Origin of the sequence: Streptomyces sp. NPDC005799 (assembly GCF_040630525.1) — a bacterium.
GTDB classification, from domain to species: Bacteria; Actinomycetota; Actinomycetes; order Streptomycetales; family Streptomycetaceae; genus Streptomyces; species Streptomyces griseorubiginosus_B.
Genome location: NZ_JBEXXQ010000004.1, coordinates 103,938 through 119,985 on the forward strand (window position 1 = coordinate 103,938; position 16,048 = coordinate 119,985).

The window sequence follows — 16,048 nt, forward strand, 5'->3', positions numbered from 1 at the left end:
CGGGAGACGGCGCAGAGGTGAGCAGGGGAAGGGTATTCCTCCCCCTGCTCACCCCGTACCGTTCAGGACTGCTCAGAACCTGGTCAGCTGAGCTTGACCTGGTCCCACAGGATCTGGTGACCGGCGACCTTCATCGACTTGATCTTGTCGCTGAAGCCGGCGTTCATCGTGTAGAAGTACACCGGGATGTACGGCAGGTCCTTCAGCAGGACGTCGTCGGCCTGCTGGTAGATCTTGACCGCATCCTCGTGCGTCGGGGCCTGGTCGCCCTGGACGAGGAGCTTCTCGAAGTCCTCGTTGACGTAACCCGAGTAGTTCGAGCCGTTGGTGATGGCTTCCTTGGAGAAGATCGGACGGAGGTAGTCCTCCATGTCCGGGTAGTCCATGCTCCAGCCCATACGGAACGCACCCTGGTACTTCTTGGCCTGCAGGTCGTTCAGGATGGTCTGGAACTGCTCGAACGGCTTGGCCTTCACCTTGATGCCGAGGGCCTGCTGGATCTGGTTGGCCACCGCCTCGACCCACGCCTTGTGGTCACCGTCGGCGTTGTAGCCGATCTCCAGCGTGTTGCCCGGCAGGCCGCCGCTCTGCTTGTAGAGCGCCTTGGCCTTGGTCGGGTCGTACGTGCAGGAGTCGCCGCAAGCGCCCTTGCGGTAGCCGTCGATGATCGGGCTGATGTAGTCGTCCGCGGGGGTACGGGCACCGAGGAAGATCTTCTCCGCGATCGTCTTACGGTCGATCGACATGGAGATGGCCTTGCGGAGGTCCGCGTTCTGGAAGGCCTTGTTGTACTTGATCGGGAAGCCGATGTAACCGACGGCCGAGTCGGCCTCGTCGATGTAACGGCCCGGCAGATCCTTGTGGTACGTCGGCAGACCCGAGGTGGGGATCGTCAGCAGGGTGTCGAGGTTGCCGGCGACGAGGTCCTTGTAGGCCGTGTCGAGGTTCGAGTAGATCTTGAAGTTGACACCCTTGGCCTCGATCTTCGAAGCGTCCGGGTACTTGTCGTACTTCGTGGTGTCGATCTCTTCGTTGTGCTTGAACGTGCCCTTGATCTGGAAGGGGCCATTGCCGATCGGGGCCTCGCCGAAGCCCTTCGGGTCCTTGAAGAACGCCTTGGGCAGCGGAACGAACGCCGTGAAGGACAACTGCGACGGGAACGCGGAGAACGCGCCGCTCAGGGTGACCTGGAGGGTGTTGTCGTCGATGGCCTTCAGACCGGAGAGCTTGTCGGTCTTCGGCTTCTTGCCCTCGCCCGGGTTCAGGTCCGCGTAGCCCTGGATGTGGCTGAACAGCGGGTTGGTGTTCTGGGCGTTGGTCTGGTCCGCGCCGTAGTTCCAGGCGTCGATGAAGGACTGGGCGGTGACCTTCTCGCCGTTGTGGAAGGTGTAGCCCGGCTTCAGCTTGATCGTCCAGACCTTGTTGTCCTTGGACTCGATCGACTGAGCCATGGCGTTGACGACCTTGTTGTCGGCGTCAAGCTTGGTCAGACCCGTGAAGAGGGCGTTGATGACCTGGCCGCCCTCGGTCTCGTACGTGTTGGTCGGGACCAGGCTGTTCTGCGGCTCACCGATCTCCACCGAGACGATGCCGTTGCCCTTGCCCTTGCCACTGCCCGAGCTGCCGTTGTCCCCGCCGCCGCCACAGGCCGTCGCACCCAGCGCCACTACGGCGGCTATCGCAACCCACTTGGCGCTCTTGGCACCACGCATGGGGCTCCTCCTCATGAGTCCATTGGTTCACCGCATGGGGGAGCACATGACACATCACCGTTACCGGTGCCTGAAATGGTCAAGTGCCCCCGCGCTCGATGAGTCGGCGCCGCTGCAGCGCGTGACCCGTTGATCCGAGCTCTACGCGCCTAACTATCTGCCATGCACCGGGGCCGAACCACACCCCCAAGGTCTCGGTTCGATCACACCTTGCGCGAACATCTTCCAAAATCCGGACAAAGGGTTTGCTGAAAGATCCCTGCGAAACGGACTTGTTACACATCTACCGGTCACGGCAGTCCGCATTCCGGACACATGGCTGTAATAAACCAGTTGCGAAAGAGTCGGCTTGCGTGCCTGCGCCAACAGGGACTCCAACGGGTCGTCAGACCACGGCCGTTCGTCGCACAGCCGGAGTACAGGCAGGACCGATATCAGCGCAGGGTAGTGCCAATGACCCGACCTGTGGGGCCCTCGAACCAAGATGAAGGGTTTTCCCTACCTTCCCCGAAACCGGGACCGGGCACCGCGTAAGACGCGGTGCCCGGGATGTTCGTACTGACGGGGTGTCAGCCGTGCTTGGCGCGGCTCGCGGCGCGGGCGCGCTCGCGGGCGTCCAGGTTCACCTTGCGGATGCGGACCGCCTCCGGGGTGACCTCCACGCACTCGTCGTCCCGGCAGAACTCCAGGGACTGCTCCAGGGAGAGCTTGCGCGGCGGGACGATCGACTCGGCCACGTCGGCCGTGGAGGAGCGCATGTTGGTGAGCTTCTTCTCCTTGGTGATGTTGACGTCCATGTCGTCGGAGCGCGAGTTCTCGCCGACGATCATGCCCTCGTACACCTCGGTGCCGGGCTCGACGAACAGCACGCCGCGCTCCTGGAGGTTCGTCATCGCGAACGCGGTGACCACGCCGGCGCGGTCGGCGACCAGGGAGCCGTTGTTGCGGGTCTGCAGGGTGCCGAACCAGGGCTCGTGGCCCTCGTGGATGGAGTGGCCGATGCCGGTGCCGCGGGTCTGGGTCAGGAACTCCGTACGGAAGCCGATGAGGCCGCGGGAGGGCACCACGAACTCCATGCGGACCCAGCCGGAGCCGTGGTTGGACATGTTGTCCATCCGGCCCTTGCGGACGCCCATGAGCTGGGTGACCGCGCCCATGTGCTCCTCGGGCACGTCGATCGTCATGCGCTCGACCGGCTCGTAGACCTTGCCGTCGACGTCCTTGGTGACGACCTGCGGCTTGCCGACGGTGAGCTCGTAGCCCTCCCGGCGCATGGTCTCGACCAGGATGGCGAGCGCGAGCTCACCACGGCCCTGGACCTCCCAGGCGTCCGGGCGCTCGGTCTCGAGGACACGGAGCGAGACGTTGCCGATCAGCTCGCGGTCGAGACGGTCCTTGACCTGACGGGCGGTCACCTTGCGGTCCTTGACGGCCGCCTTCGCGTCCGCGCCCTTGCCGGAGCCGCCCCGGCCGACCATCGGGGAGGTGTTGGTGCCGATGACCATGGAGATCGCGGGCTCGTCGACCGTGATCAGCGGCAGCGGGACCGGGTTCTCGGTGTCGGCCAGCGTCTCGCCGATCATGATGTCCGGGATGCCGGCGACGGCACAGATGTCACCGGGACCCGCCTTCTCGGCGGGCTTGCGGGTGAGCGCCTCGGTCATCATCAGCTCGGAGATGCGGACGTTGGCGACGGAGCCGTCCCGCTTGATCCAGGCGACGGTCTGACCCTTCCTGAGCTCGCCCTGCTCGACGCGGAGCAGCGCGATACGGCCGAGGAAGTTGTCGGCGTCCAGGTTGGTGACATGGGCCTGGAGCGGGGCGTTCTCGTCGTAGGACGGCGCCGGGATGTGCTGAAGGATCGTGGAGAAGAACGGCTCCAGGCTGGTGGAGTCGGCCGGCACGGTCCCGTTCTCCGGCTTGGTCAGCGAGGCGATGCCGTCACGGCCGCAGGCGTAGACGATCGGGAACTCGATCTGCTCCTCGTCCGCGTCCAGGTCGAGGAAGAGGTCGTAGGTCTCGTTGACGACCTCGTCGATGCGGGAGTCCGGACGGTCCGTCTTGTTGATGCACAGGATGACGGGCAGCCGTTGCTGGAGAGCCTTGCGCAGCACGAACCGGGTCTGCGGCAGCGGACCCTCGGAGGCGTCGACGAGCAGGACGACCCCGTCCACCATCGACAGACCGCGCTCGACCTCGCCGCCGAAGTCGGCGTGGCCGGGGGTGTCGATGATGTTGATGGTGATCGGGTCCCCGCCGTCCTTGGGGTGGTACTTCACCGCCGTGTTCTTGGCGAGGATCGTGATGCCCTTCTCACGCTCCAGGTCGTTCGAGTCCATCATGCGGTCGTCGACGCCCTCGAGCTGGTGCGCGGCGAAGGCGCCGGCCTGCTTCAGCATGCCGTCGACGATGGTCGTCTTGCCGTGGTCGACGTGGGCGACGATGGCGACGTTGCGGATGTCGTGGCGCGTGGCCATAGTGAGGCGTACTCCCGGAGTGTGAGGAACGGGCCGTCGCGTACGTCTGTGTGACGCGGCCCCTGCCGGGCGCAACATGCCACGGCCTCACCCCATGGTACGTGCCGTCCCGGGCAGGGGCTCGCCCGGCCTCAGTTCCCGCTCGGGCTCGGCGAGGCCTTCGCGCCCTTCCGCAGGAACCCCATGTCCTCGAACACCGGTGCCCGGAAGCCGAACGCGCCCGCGTTGACCAGGTCCTTCCGTGCGGCGAACAGCTGTGGCCGCTGGTACAGCGGAATCGATCCGGCAGCCGCCCAGATCCGTGAGTCCGCCTTGCGGATCAGCGCGTGGTTCTCGCCGTCGTCCAGGGTGGAGGCCGCCTGGTCGAACAACTGATCCACCTGGTCGGTGCCGACTCGGGTGTAGTTCTGCTCCACGTTCAGCGATCCGTCGGCGGCGGGCACCGGCTTGGCGTAGATCGGCCGTGCGTCGGTCGCCGGGAAGGCGGAGGCGGGCCACGAGTACAGCGCGAGGTCGTAGTCCCCGGACGCGACGTGGTCCTTGAAGTAGCTGTCGTCGGACACCTTCACGATCCGCGTACGGATCCCGACCCGGGCCAGCATCCCGCTGATCCGGTCCGCCACCGTGCGCAGGCTCTCCGACCCGGCGCCCGAGGGGATCACAAGGCGCAGGTCCAGCGCCTTGCCGTCCTTGGCCAGCACGCCGGCCGAGGCCCCGGCCGGGGCCGCCGTGCCCTTCGGTGCGTACGCCCCCGGCGCACCGCCCTGCCTGAGCTGGGCGTCGCCGTACTGCTTGCCGTCGGCGAGGTGCTTCGCGCCGTCCTCGCCCTGGTGCCTGCGGTCGTCCCTGGCGTGGGCCTTGTCGTCCTCGCCGACGATGTACGTCCCGTCGTCGCCGTCGGACTCGTCCCGTGACTTCTTGCTCTCGGACCCGGCCGCCTTGGAACTCTTCTTCTCCGTGTCTCCCTTCTCCTCCTTCTCCTCCTTCTGCTCCTTGACCGGTCCGCCCCGGACCCATCCGGCGTCGGCGAGCAGCGCCTGGGCCTCGGCGGTGTCCTGGCCGCCGAGCGCGCCGCTGTTGTCGGCGTAGGCGGCCTGCCCGGCGAGGGCGAGATGGCTGCCGACCGGCACGGCGGGCAGGCCGAGCGGTCCGAGTACGGCCTTGGCGAGGGCGGCGCGGTCGATGGCGCGGGCCACGGCACGGCGTACCCGCTCGTCGGTGAGGGGACCGACGGAGCCGTTGAGGGCGAGCTGGGTGTAGGCCGGTTCCAGGGACTTGCGGACCTCGAAGCCGCGCAGGGCCTGCTGCTGCAGCTCGTATCCGATGATCTTCCTGACCTGCTTCTTGAGGGTGCGCAGTTCGTTGCCGGCCGACTCGTCGTCGGTGTCGTGCTTCAGGGCCCAGGAGCGCAGGGACTTCGCCGCCAGACGTCCGCCGCCGGGGCCCATCAGCGGGGTGCCGGTGCCCTTGGAGCGGGCGGCCAGGTCGATGCGCTGGGCGTCGGAGGGGTCGATCTCGGCCAGGTCGATCTTCCCGTCGGCCAGCGCGGCGGCGCGCTTGTCGCGCGGTACGGCGGTGAGGTCGATCTCGGACAGCTTGGCGGGCCGGCCCCACCAGCGGGCGTTGCGGACCAGGGTGACCTTGTCGTCCTTCGGGTCGACCTGGCGCGGGGTGAAGGGCCCGGCGGTGACCTTGAGCTTGCGGCGGGCGCCGTCGTTGAAGGCGTCCGGGGTGCCCATGACGTCCTTGGGGTACAGCGGGGAGAACAGTGAGCGCCAGTCGGCGTAGGGCCGGGCGAAGGTGACCTTGACCTCGAGGTCGTTGGCGCCGCGCTCGACCTTCTCGATGCGGTCGTAGCCGGCGTTGCGGGCGGTCCAGTAGGCGCTGTCCTTGCCGGACAGGGCGCGCCACTGGGCGGCGAAGTCGGCGGCCCCGATCTCCCGGCCGTCGCTCCAGACGGCCTGCTGGTTGAGCCGGTAGACCACGACCTGCTTGGGCTCGGTCCTGACGACCCGGGCGGACTCCAGGTAGTCGGCGTCGCGCACCGGCCGGCCCTCGGCGTCCAGCCGGAACATGGCGGGCAGCACGGCCTGGGCGACGCGGGTGGTGGTCGCGTCGGCATCGGACTGGAAGGTGTTGAGGGTGTCCGGCACGTCGTCCACGGCCCAGCGCAGCGTGCCGCCGTCGGCGATCAGCTGCCGGCCGGACGAGGCGATGTCCTGCCCGGCGAGCGGCTTGCCGGCGGGGTCGTCCGAACCGCACCCGGCGAGCACGGGCACCGTGAGCACGCCCGCGGTCAGGAAGGCGACCGAGCGCGTGACGCTCCGCTGACGGGAGCGGCGCGATGGGCCCTCGTTCGTCCGCGACGTCGTCGTGGCCGGTCGCGCCCCGCGGCGCAGCCGCTGGTCGATGCTCTCCCGCGCCCCTTCAGGGCGCTGCAGTCCGGCGCCGTCGTAGGACATCTCTGCTACCTCCGGGGGAAGCCGCTCTCGCCGCCGGTGCGGGCGGGTCTGATCACGTTTGGCGGTATTTGGAGTTGATCAGATGTACGGCCCCACTGAAAGGGAAACGGTTCGCCAGGCCGGGACGACACGGCGACGAGGGCGTCGAAGCCCACCCGTGCGGCCTACCTCACGCCGGCCTTCGGCCTCGGTTGCCGGGGGATCCGCCCGGAGCCAGACTGAGAAGCGGGCCGGGCGCGGCGTGCGCCCCGGCGCTCAAAGAGCGCATACAGGCGTGCACTGGAGGCCTGCAATCCGCCAATCGCTGCACATCCCTTCCCAGCGGCAGGTGTGACGCGCAACACTCGCAGGCGCATGAACGTTGCCACCTGAGGCCCGACGGCTCATGGAAGTGAGGTCACGTCATGTCCGTGCAAGACGACCTGACGTCGGTCCAGCGCTGCCTCGACGACCTGTCCCGGTCGGTGAACCGCCTGGAGCAGGAGCTGGGCGGCAACACCCTGGACATGCGCCGAGTCCGCGCCGACGCCGAGCACCTGCGGGAGAGCGTCCAGCTCCTGCGCGCCGCGGCGGCGGTCAAGGCCGCGCCCGGCAAACCGGAACTCGTCACCATCCCCGACCAGCCGTACGACGACTCTCTGTGGACGGACTCCGACGACGAGGGTCTCGGCGCGCACCACCGCAAACACCACTGAGCGCCTTCCCACACCGACCGGAGTCATGAGTTGGCCACTGGTACGGAACCCCATCTGAACAGCGGCGGCGTGAGAACGGGTACGCGCGCCGCGATCGACGCCCCGCATCTGCGGACCGACCGCTGGTGGCTGGCCCCGGCCGCCACCGCGGCCGGACTGCTGGCCTTCATCGTGTACTCGACGTGGCGGGCCTTCGCGAACGCGGACTACTACTCGGCGCCGTACGTCTCGCCGTTCTACTCGCCGTGTCTGGCGGAGAACTGCAAGAACATGCCCTCGGGCCCCAACGCCGATCTCTTCGGCAGCTGGTGGGCGATCTCCCCGGCGATCATCATCCTGATCTTCCCGCTGGGCTTCCGCCTGACCTGCTACTACTACCGCAAGGCCTACTACCGGGGCTTCTGGGCCTCTCCCCCGGCCTGCGCGGTGGCCGAGCCGCACAAGAAGTACACCGGCGAGACCCGCTTCCCGCTGATCGTGCAGAACATCCACCGGTACTTCTTCTACGCGGCGATCCTGGTCGCGGGCGTGCTGACCTACGACACCGTGCTGTCCTTCCGCGACACGGACGAGAACTGGGGCCACATGGGCCTCGGCACGGTCATCTTCCTGATCAACATCGTGCTGATCTGGACGTACACGATCTCCTGCCACTCCTGCCGGCACATCGTCGGCGGGAAGCTCAAGCACTTCTCCAAACACCCCGTGCGCTACAAGGCATGGCAGTTCGTCGGGCGGCTCAACGCCCGGCACATGCTCCTGGCCTGGGCGTCGTTGGTGAGCGTGGCGCTCGCCGACTTCTACGTCTATCTGCTCGCATCCGGTGCCTTCGACGATCCGCGCTTCTTCTGACTGAGATGAGTGGGGCCTAACTGATGTCCGTGGTCGACCGCCAGGAGTGGGACGTCGTCGTGGTCGGCGCCGGGGGCGCGGGCCTCCGGGCCGCCATCGAGGCGCGCGAGCGAGGCGCCCGTACGGCAGTCATCTGCAAGTCGCTGTTCGGCAAGGCGCACACCGTGATGGCCGAGGGCGGCATCGCGGCGGCCATGGCCAACGTCAACGCGCACGACAACTGGCAGGTCCACTTCCGCGACACCATGCGCGGCGGCAAGTTCCTCAACCAGTGGCGGATGGCGGAGCTGCACGCCCAGGAGGCCCCGGACCGGGTGTGGGAGCTGGAGACCTGGGGCGCCCTCTTCGACCGTACGAAGGAAGGGAAGATCTCCCAGCGCAACTTCGGCGGCCACGAGTACCCGCGCCTGGCGCATGTCGGCGACCGTACGGGCCTGGAGCTGATCCGCACCCTCCAGCAGAAGATCGTCTCCCTGCAGCAGGAGGACCATCGCGAGAGCGGGGACTACGAGTCCCGGCTGAAGGTCTTCCAGGAGTGCACGGTCACCCGGATCCTCAAGGACGGCTCGAGGGTGAGCGGCGTCTTCGCGTACGAGCGTGAGACCGGCCGCTTCTTCGTCCTCGAGGCGCCGGCCGTGGTCATCGCCACCGGTGGCATCGGCAAGTCCTTCAAGGTCACGTCGAACTCGTGGGAGTACACGGGCGACGGCCACGCGCTGGCCCTGCTCGCCGGGGCGCCCCTGCTGAACATGGAGTTCGTGCAGTTCCACCCGACGGGTATGGTCTGGCCGCCGTCGGTGAAGGGCATCCTCGTCACCGAGTCGGTCCGCGGCGACGGCGGGGTGCTGAGGAACTCCGAGGGCAAGCGGTTCATGTTCGACTACGTCCCCGACGTCTTCAAGGAGAAGTACGCCGAGTCGGAGGAGGAGGGCGACCGCTGGTACGAGGACCCGGACAACAACCGGCGTCCCCCCGAGCTGCTGCCGCGTGACGAGGTCGCCCGCGCGATCAACTCCGAGGTGAAGGCGGGCCGGGGCTCCCCGCACGGCGGTGTCTTCCTGGACGTGTCCACCCGGATGCCCGCCGAGGTCATCCGGCGCCGGCTGCCCTCCATGTACCACCAGTTCAAGGAGCTGGCGGACGTCGACATCACGGCGGAGGCGATGGAGGTCGGGCCGACCTGCCACTACGTGATGGGCGGCATCGCGGTCGACTCGGACTCGGCGGCGGCCCGCGGGGTGCCCGGACTGTTCGCGGCCGGCGAGGTCGCGGGCGGCATGCACGGCTCCAACCGGCTCGGCGGCAACTCCCTCTCCGACCTGCTGGTCTTCGGACGCCGGGCCGGCTGGCACGCGGCCGAGTACGCGACCGGCCTCACGGAGAACCGCCCGCCGGTGGACGACGGCCAGGTGGACACGGCCGCGGCGGAGGCCCTGCGCCCCTTCTCCGCCGAGGGCCCGGCCCCCGGCGAGGACGACGGACGCCCGCCGGAGAACCCGTACACCCTGCACCAGGAACTCCAGCAGACCATGAACGACCTGGTGGGCATCATCCGCCGCGAGGGCGAGATGGAGCAGGCCCTGCAGAAGCTGGCGGATCTGCGGGTACGGGCCCGCCGGGCCGGCGTCGAGGGCCACCGTCAGTTCAACCCGGGCTGGCACCTCGCGCTGGACCTCAGGAACATGCTGCTGGTCAGCGAGTGCGTGGCCCGGGCCGCGCTGGAGCGCACCGAGTCGCGCGGCGGCCACACCCGGGAGGACTTCCCGTCGATGGACCGCAAGTGGCGCAACGTGAACCTGCTGTGCCGGCTGACCGACCCCACGGGCGGGCTCGCGGCCACGGACCCCGTCCGCGGTCAGATCGACCTCACCCGCGAGAGCACCGAACCCATCCGCTCCGACCTGCTCGCCCTCTTCGACAAGGAAGAGCTGGTCAAGTACCTCGCCGAAGAGGAGCTGTACGAGTGAGCAGCTACGAGGCCCGCTTCAAGGTGTGGCGGGGCGACGTCAAGGGCGGCGGCCTGGAGGACTTCGCCGTCGAGGTCAACGACGGCGAGGTGGTGCTCGACATCATCCACCGCCTCCAGGCCACCCAGGCCCCCGATCTCGCGGTCCGCTGGAACTGCAAGGCGGGCAAGTGCGGTTCGTGCTCCGCGGAGATCAACGGCCGCCCGCGTCTGATGTGCATGACCCGGATGTCGGTGTTCACGCGGGAGGAGACGATCACGGTCACACCGCTGCGTGCCTTCCCCGTCGTCCGCGATCTCGTCACGAACGTCGGCTTCAACTACCAGAAGGCACGGGAGGTCCCGGCCTTCGTGCCGCCGGCGGACCTCGGTCCCGGCGAGTACCGCATGATGCAGGAGGACGTGGACCGCTCGCAGGAGTTCCGCAAGTGCATCGAGTGCTTCCTGTGCCAGGACACCTGCCATGTCGTGCGTGACCACGAGGAGAACAAGCCGGCGTTCGCCGGCCCCCGCTTCCTGATGCGGGTCGCCGAACTGGACATGCATCCGCTGGACGCGGCCGCCGACACCGGCCTGGATCGCAAGAAGACAGCCCAGGACGAACACGGCCTCGGCTACTGCAACATCACCAAGTGCTGCACGGAGGTCTGCCCCGAGGGCATCAAGATCACCGACAACGCCCTGATCCCCCTGAAGGAACGGGCCGTCGACCGCAAGTACGACCCGCTGGTGTGGCTGGGGTCGAAGATCAGGAGGCGTTCCTCAGCAGGCTGAGCGCCCGCAGGAGGTTGCCCTCCGCGATCGCCCGCATCGGCTCCGGTTCCGGGAAGTCGCCCTGGAGGAGAGTCAACGGGCCCGCGACCAGGCTCAGGTGCATGGCCAGGCGGTACAGGCGCATCCGGTCGGGGTCCAGGTCCGGGACGCGCAGGGCGTCGTAGTGCCGGCCGAAGCGGATCTCCAGGAACACGTGCTCGTGCTCGACGTCGAAGTAGAGCAGGCCCTCGATGTCGATGAGCGCCGGGTGACCCTCGGCGGTCAGCAGCACGTGATCCGGGCCGAGTTCGCCATGGAGGAGGGTGTGGGGACGGTTTCGGGGCCGGACCTCGGCGGCCAACGTCCTTACTTCGTCGGCGAGTTCGTCGCGGGCGGCCGCCACGCGGGGTTCGAGCGCGGCGGCCTGCTCGATGGAGCGCAGGGCGCCATCGGTGACCCGCTGCTCGCACGAATCCCCATAGGAAGAGCCGCCGTTGTCGACCAGGGCCACCTTGCCGAAGGCCGGGGCGTCCTGGGCGTGCAGCACGATGAGCATCTCGGCGAGGCGTTTCATGAGGGCAGGCGCCGCCTGCTGATCCCGCTCCAGCGCCTCCTCCAGGCTGCCGCCGGTGACGTCCTCGACGATCGCCGCGTCGGCCGGGAGGTGGGTGTGCGTGGTGTCGACGTGGAGCAGGCGGGGCGTGCGGACGCCGGCGGCGGTGAGCCGGTCGTGGGCCGCGGTGAACAGGTCGAGGCCGGTGCCGTGGGAGAAGGGGTCGCGCAGGTCGGAGGGGCCCGCGTCCCAGTAGTCCTCGTCGGCCGACCAGAGGTAGGCGACGGCGGTCGTGCCGTCGTCGAGGGCGAGACGGTAGACGCCCTTCTTGCTGCCGCCGCGCAGCCGGCGCACGGCGGTGAGGGTGCGGCCCTGGCCGAGGGCGGCGCGGGCGAGGGGGGCGAGGTCGGCGGGGTCGGCGTGCTGGCGTGTGGCGCTCACCGGCCCAAGTCTCCCCTGTACGCCCCCATCCCGGCCTCCTCTTTTCCTGCCCTGCTCCTTCCGCCCCCTGGCCGCACCCCGCTCGCGCCCCCGCATTACCGCCCATACGCTCCGAAATGTGACGCCATCCTTGATACGGGGCCGGCCGCGGCGGGCCACCTCCCACATACGCGCGCGGGTGACGTACACCCTGATCGGCGCGCTGGTCGGGGTGGTGTGGCTGGTGCTGCCGGGGGCGACGGTGCCCGAGACGCGCGCGGCCGCCGTGGGCGCGTCGGCGAGCACGGACGAGACGTCGACCGCCGACCTGGTGCTGCCGCTGGTAGCGGGGGGCGCGGCCCTCGTGCTGGCCGTGTACGGGTACGTACGGCGGACCCGGCGGGCACGGACCCGGACGACACCGGCGGCCGCCGCCGCCATGGCGCCCGACACTTCCCCCCTCGCCGAACTCGACGAACTCGACGAACGGGCGCGGCAGTTGCTGGTCGAGGCCGACGACGCCGTACGCACCCGCCGCGAGGAACTCGGTTTCCTCCGGGCCCGGATCGGTCCCGGGGCCGCGGAGCCCCAGGCGCAGGCCCTGCGGGACGCCGAGGCCGAACTGGCGGCCGCCTTCCGGATACGGCAGCAGTACGAGGACGGCGTCCCCGAGGACGAGACCTCCCGTCGGCACACGCTCACCGGGATCGTCGGCCGGTGTCAGGAGGCGCGGCGGCGGCTGGAGGGGTTCGATCGCGGGGGCCTGGGAGAGGCGCTGGAGTTCGCCGAGACCCGCTTCCGTGACCTGACCGCCCGCACCGGAGCCACCGAGACGACCCTGACCCGCCTCGCCGAGCGCTACGGACCCACGGCGACCGGCCCGGTCACCGGGTACGTCGAACAGGCCAAGGACCGCCTGCTGATCGCCACCACCCACCTCAACCAGGTCCGCCAGTCGACCGACCTGGACGACGAGGAGAGCGCGGTACGGCATCTGCGGGCCGCCGAGACCTCCACAGCCCGGGCCGACGCCCTGCTCACCGCCGTCGACCGGCTCGCCTCGGAGCTGCCGGCGGCCGAGACACTCCTCCCGGCCGCCCTGACCGGCGCGGAGGCGGAACTCACGGGAGTGAGCGAGCGCGCCGACGCCGACCGCGTGCTGGCCGGCGTGCGGGAAGAGGTGACGGCACGGCCGTACGACCCCCTGGACGCCCTTCGTCGCGTGGTGGGGGCGACCGCGCCGCTCGGGGCGGGCCGGGACGGTGTGCTGTCGGCAGCGGCCCTCCTGGTCGCCCGGAACGCCGTCGCCACCGCCGACACCCACATCATGGTGCGCCGGGAGTCCGTGGGCAGCACCGCGCGCACCCGTCTCGCGGAGGCACGCCGGCTGCTGCTCACCGATCCCTGGTCGGCCGCCGTCCGGGCCGACCAGTCGATGCAGAGCCGCTAGAACAGGCTCAGCAACGCCTCCGCCGGGTCCGTCAGGCCCGTCTCCCCGTCCGGGAGGGGCAGTTCGAACCACACCGTCTTGCCGCGCGGTGTCCGCCGGGAGCCCCACGCGGCGCTGAGCAGGCCGACCAGTTGCAGTCCGCGGCCGCCCTCGTCCGTGTCCCGGGCACGCCGGCGGCGTGGCTGGACCAGCCCGGAGTCCCAGACCTCGCACACCAGTGTGCGGTCCAGCAGCAGACGGAGCCTGATCTCGCCCTCGCCGTAGCGCAGGGCGTTCGTCACCAGCTCGCTGACCAGCAGTTCGGTGGTGTCGACCAGCGGCTCCAGGTCCCACGACAGCAGCTGTCCGCGGGCGTACTCCCGGGCCCGGCCCACGCTCCGCGGCTCCCGCGGCAGCGTCCAGTCGCCGACCGAGTCGGCGGGCAACCCCTGCACCCGGGCCATCAGCAGCGCGATGTCGTCCTCGCCGTGGTGGGTGTCGAGGGTGTTCAGTACGTGGTCGCAGACGTCCTCCAGCGGCCTGCTGGGGTCCGTCAGCGCGCCCACGAAGGCCTGCAGGCCCTCGTCCAGGGGATGGTCGCGGCTTTCGACCAGTCCATCCGTGTAGAGCGCCAACAGGGCGCCTTCGGGCAGTTCGACCTCCACCTCCTCGAACGGCTCCCCGCCGACGCCCAGCGGCATGCCCGGCGGCACGTCCAGCATCAGCGCGTCCTCGCCCGGTTCGACCAGGACCGGCGGCAGATGGCCCGCGTTGGCGAAGGTGCAGCGGCGGGTGACGGAGTCGTAGACGGCGTACACGCAGGTCGCCAGGTACACCTCGGACAGGTCGGCCTCACGGGGCCGGCGCGCGGCGCGGGTGGCCTGCTGGACGCCGCCGGGGGCGCCGAGCCCGCGGGCGATCTCGTCCAACGCCGAGAGCACCTCGGCCGGTTCGAGGTCCAGCAGGGCCAGCGTCCGCACGGCGGAGCGCAGTTCGCCCATCGCCACTGCCGCCCGCAGACCGCGGCCCATGACGTCGCCCACCACCAACGCCGTGCGGTGCCCGGGCAGTTCGATCACGTCGAACCAGTCGCCGCCGACCTCGCTGGGCCGGTCGGAGGAGGAGTTGCCGGGCAGGTAGCGGCAGGCGATGTCCAGTCCGGCGGCGACCGGGTCGCCGGGCGGGAGCAGCGAGCGTTGCAGTATCAACGCCCGTTCGTGCTCGCGCCGGTAGAGACGGGCGTTGTCGATGCAGACGGCGGCCCGGGCCGCGAGCTCCACCGCGAGGTCGCGGTCCCGGTCCCCGAACGGTTCGCTGCCCTTCGTACGGGCGAACTGCGCGAGCCCCACCACGGTGTCGTGCGCGACCATCGGCACGGCCAGCGTGGACTGGACGACCCCGCCGTCCTCCGCGGGCACGAGCTGGGTGCGGGCGGTGCGCAGGGCGTCCGCGCAGGGCGAGTTGAACGGGTAGTGGTGGACGGCGCCCACGGCGACCGGCGCGCCGCCGCCGACGAACGGGGCGTCGGAGACCGCGCTGGCGAAGGCGACCCGGCGCAGCTGCGCGCTGCCGTCGGCGAGCCCGGGCGGGGTCTCGTCACCGGCCAGCAGGCCCTGGTAGAGGTCGACCGTCGCGAGGTCGCAGAAGCCGGGGACGACCACGTCGAGGAGTTCGCGGGCCGTGGTCTCCAGGTCGAGGGAGTTGCCGATGCGGGCACCCGCCTCGTTCAGCAGGGCGAGATTGCGCCGTGCGGCGGCCGCTTCCCGGGCGGCGGCGCGGCGGGCCGTGATGTCGGTTCCGAGCCAGGCGATGCCGATGGGGCGGCCCGATCCGCTGTGCACCCGGTAGAGGTTGATGGACCAGTGACGGCGCTCGTCGGAGCCCGGCAGGAAGCCCGTGACGTGCATGTCCGTGATGGAGTCACCGGTTTCGAGGACCCGGCGCAGGGTCGCCGAGACCCGCTCGGCCTCGGGCCGGGGCAGGTAGTCGTGGACGCCCTTGCCGCGGTGGTCGTCGGGGGTGCCGCCGAACAGCGAGGCGAACCGCTGGTTGGCGCGCCGCACCCGCAGATCGGTGTCGATCAGCAGGAACCCGAACGGAGATTGACCGAAAATCGCCTGCGACGCGGCAAGGTCGGTCTCGATGCTGCGCAGAGTGCGCACGTCGACGACGATGCAGACGGCACCCCGGCGGCCGTCCTCGGTCTGCGTCGGCATGACGTACACCTCGGCGAGGCCGTGCCCGCCCGCGTCGTCCTCGGCGGTCGCGGGCACCCGGAACGGCACCACACCGGTCCACTCCCGCCCGTCGAGGATCTCGGCCATCTTCCGCTGCCCCTGCTCGCGCAGGTCGGGGTCGATGAAGGCCTCGATGGGGTCCATGCCGACGGCCCGCTCGGCGGCGATGCCGAAGATCTGCTCGGCCCGCAGGCTCCACTGGTCCACCAGGCCGTCGGGGCCGATCGAGAAGGACGCGACCTTGATGTAGTCGTAGATTGAGCCGGGCGGGCTGCTCTGCCACATCGCGTCACCGGGCGGTGTCCCGTCGAAGGAGGACAGCCCGGTGCCACCCGTCGCCCGGCCCGTGCCGTCCGCCGCGGCGGCTGCCGCGGCCTCCGCCCTCGCGCCGTCCGACGGGTCCTCGGACTCCGTGGCCTTCGCTGGTATCTCGCTCACGCGAACCGTCCCCTCCAGCTCACCGCGTCCGGTACCGGTCACCGGGGGCGGCTG

10 protein-coding genes are annotated in these 16,048 nt (G+C 69.8%); 5 read left to right on the forward strand and 5 right to left on the reverse strand.

Annotation, left to right across the window (positions count from 1 at the left end; all coding sequences use genetic code 11):
* Positions 1-83: 83 nt before the first annotated feature.
* The 3 genes from ABZ453_RS05845 to ABZ453_RS05855 form a co-directional block, all read right to left on the reverse strand.
* Positions 84-1,712 carry an ABC transporter substrate-binding protein gene (locus tag ABZ453_RS05845; RefSeq protein WP_359011918.1) on the reverse strand — a complete coding sequence of 543 codons (1,629 nt, stop codon included), beginning with the start codon at positions 1,710-1,712 and terminating at the stop codon, positions 84-86.
* 569 nt (positions 1,713-2,281) lie between these two features.
* Entirely contained in the window at positions 2,282-4,189 is a 1,908-nt protein-coding gene (gene typA, locus ABZ453_RS05850) for a translational GTPase TypA (RefSeq protein ID WP_359011920.1), read from the reverse strand.
* Between the two features lie 131 nt (positions 4,190-4,320).
* Entirely contained in the window at positions 4,321-6,651 is a 2,331-nt protein-coding gene (locus ABZ453_RS05855) for an ABC transporter family substrate-binding protein (protein WP_359011922.1), read from the reverse strand.
* 404 nt (positions 6,652-7,055) lie between these two features.
* Here ABZ453_RS05855 and ABZ453_RS05860 point away from each other — a divergent pair, with 404 nt between their 5' ends.
* The 4 genes from ABZ453_RS05860 to ABZ453_RS05875 are packed head-to-tail and all read left to right on the forward strand — an operon-like array spanning position 7,056 to position 10,938.
* Positions 7,056-7,346: a hypothetical protein gene (locus tag ABZ453_RS05860; RefSeq protein WP_133044439.1), complete on the forward strand. Its 291-nt coding sequence runs from the start codon at positions 7,056-7,058 to the stop codon at positions 7,344-7,346.
* 30 nt (positions 7,347-7,376) lie between these two features.
* Positions 7,377-8,198, forward strand: coding sequence for a hypothetical protein (locus tag ABZ453_RS05865; RefSeq protein ID WP_359011924.1), 822 nt, complete (start codon positions 7,377-7,379; stop codon positions 8,196-8,198).
* Positions 8,199-8,221: 23 nt separating this feature from the next.
* The gene (locus ABZ453_RS05870) at positions 8,222-10,165 is read left to right on the forward strand and encodes a fumarate reductase/succinate dehydrogenase flavoprotein subunit (RefSeq protein WP_359011926.1); all 1,944 of its coding nucleotides are present in this window, start codon (positions 8,222-8,224) and stop codon (positions 10,163-10,165) included.
* On the forward strand, positions 10,162-10,938 hold the full coding sequence (locus tag ABZ453_RS05875; RefSeq protein ID WP_133044436.1) for a succinate dehydrogenase/fumarate reductase iron-sulfur subunit: 777 nt from the start codon (positions 10,162-10,164) through the stop codon (positions 10,936-10,938). Before ABZ453_RS05870 ends, ABZ453_RS05875 begins: the two co-directional genes overlap by 4 nt.
* On the opposite strand, the gene ABZ453_RS05880 is transcribed toward ABZ453_RS05875, so the two are convergent.
* The gene (locus ABZ453_RS05880) at positions 10,913-11,911 is read right to left on the reverse strand and encodes a phosphotransferase (protein WP_359011928.1); all 999 of its coding nucleotides are present in this window, start codon (positions 11,909-11,911) and stop codon (positions 10,913-10,915) included. The genes ABZ453_RS05875 and ABZ453_RS05880 overlap by 26 nt on opposite strands.
* Before the next feature lie 118 nt (positions 11,912-12,029).
* Here ABZ453_RS05880 and ABZ453_RS05885 point away from each other — a divergent pair, with 118 nt between their 5' ends.
* A complete protein-coding gene (locus ABZ453_RS05885; RefSeq protein WP_359011930.1) occupies positions 12,030-13,340 on the forward strand; it encodes a hypothetical protein in 1,311 nt (436 codons plus the stop codon).
* Here ABZ453_RS05885 and ABZ453_RS05890 read toward each other — a convergent pair.
* Complete coding sequence (locus ABZ453_RS05890; RefSeq protein ID WP_359011932.1) at positions 13,337-15,994, reverse strand: SpoIIE family protein phosphatase; 2,658 nt, start codon at positions 15,992-15,994, stop codon at positions 13,337-13,339. The genes ABZ453_RS05885 and ABZ453_RS05890 overlap by 4 nt on opposite strands.
* Between the last annotated feature and the right edge of the window lie 54 nt (positions 15,995-16,048).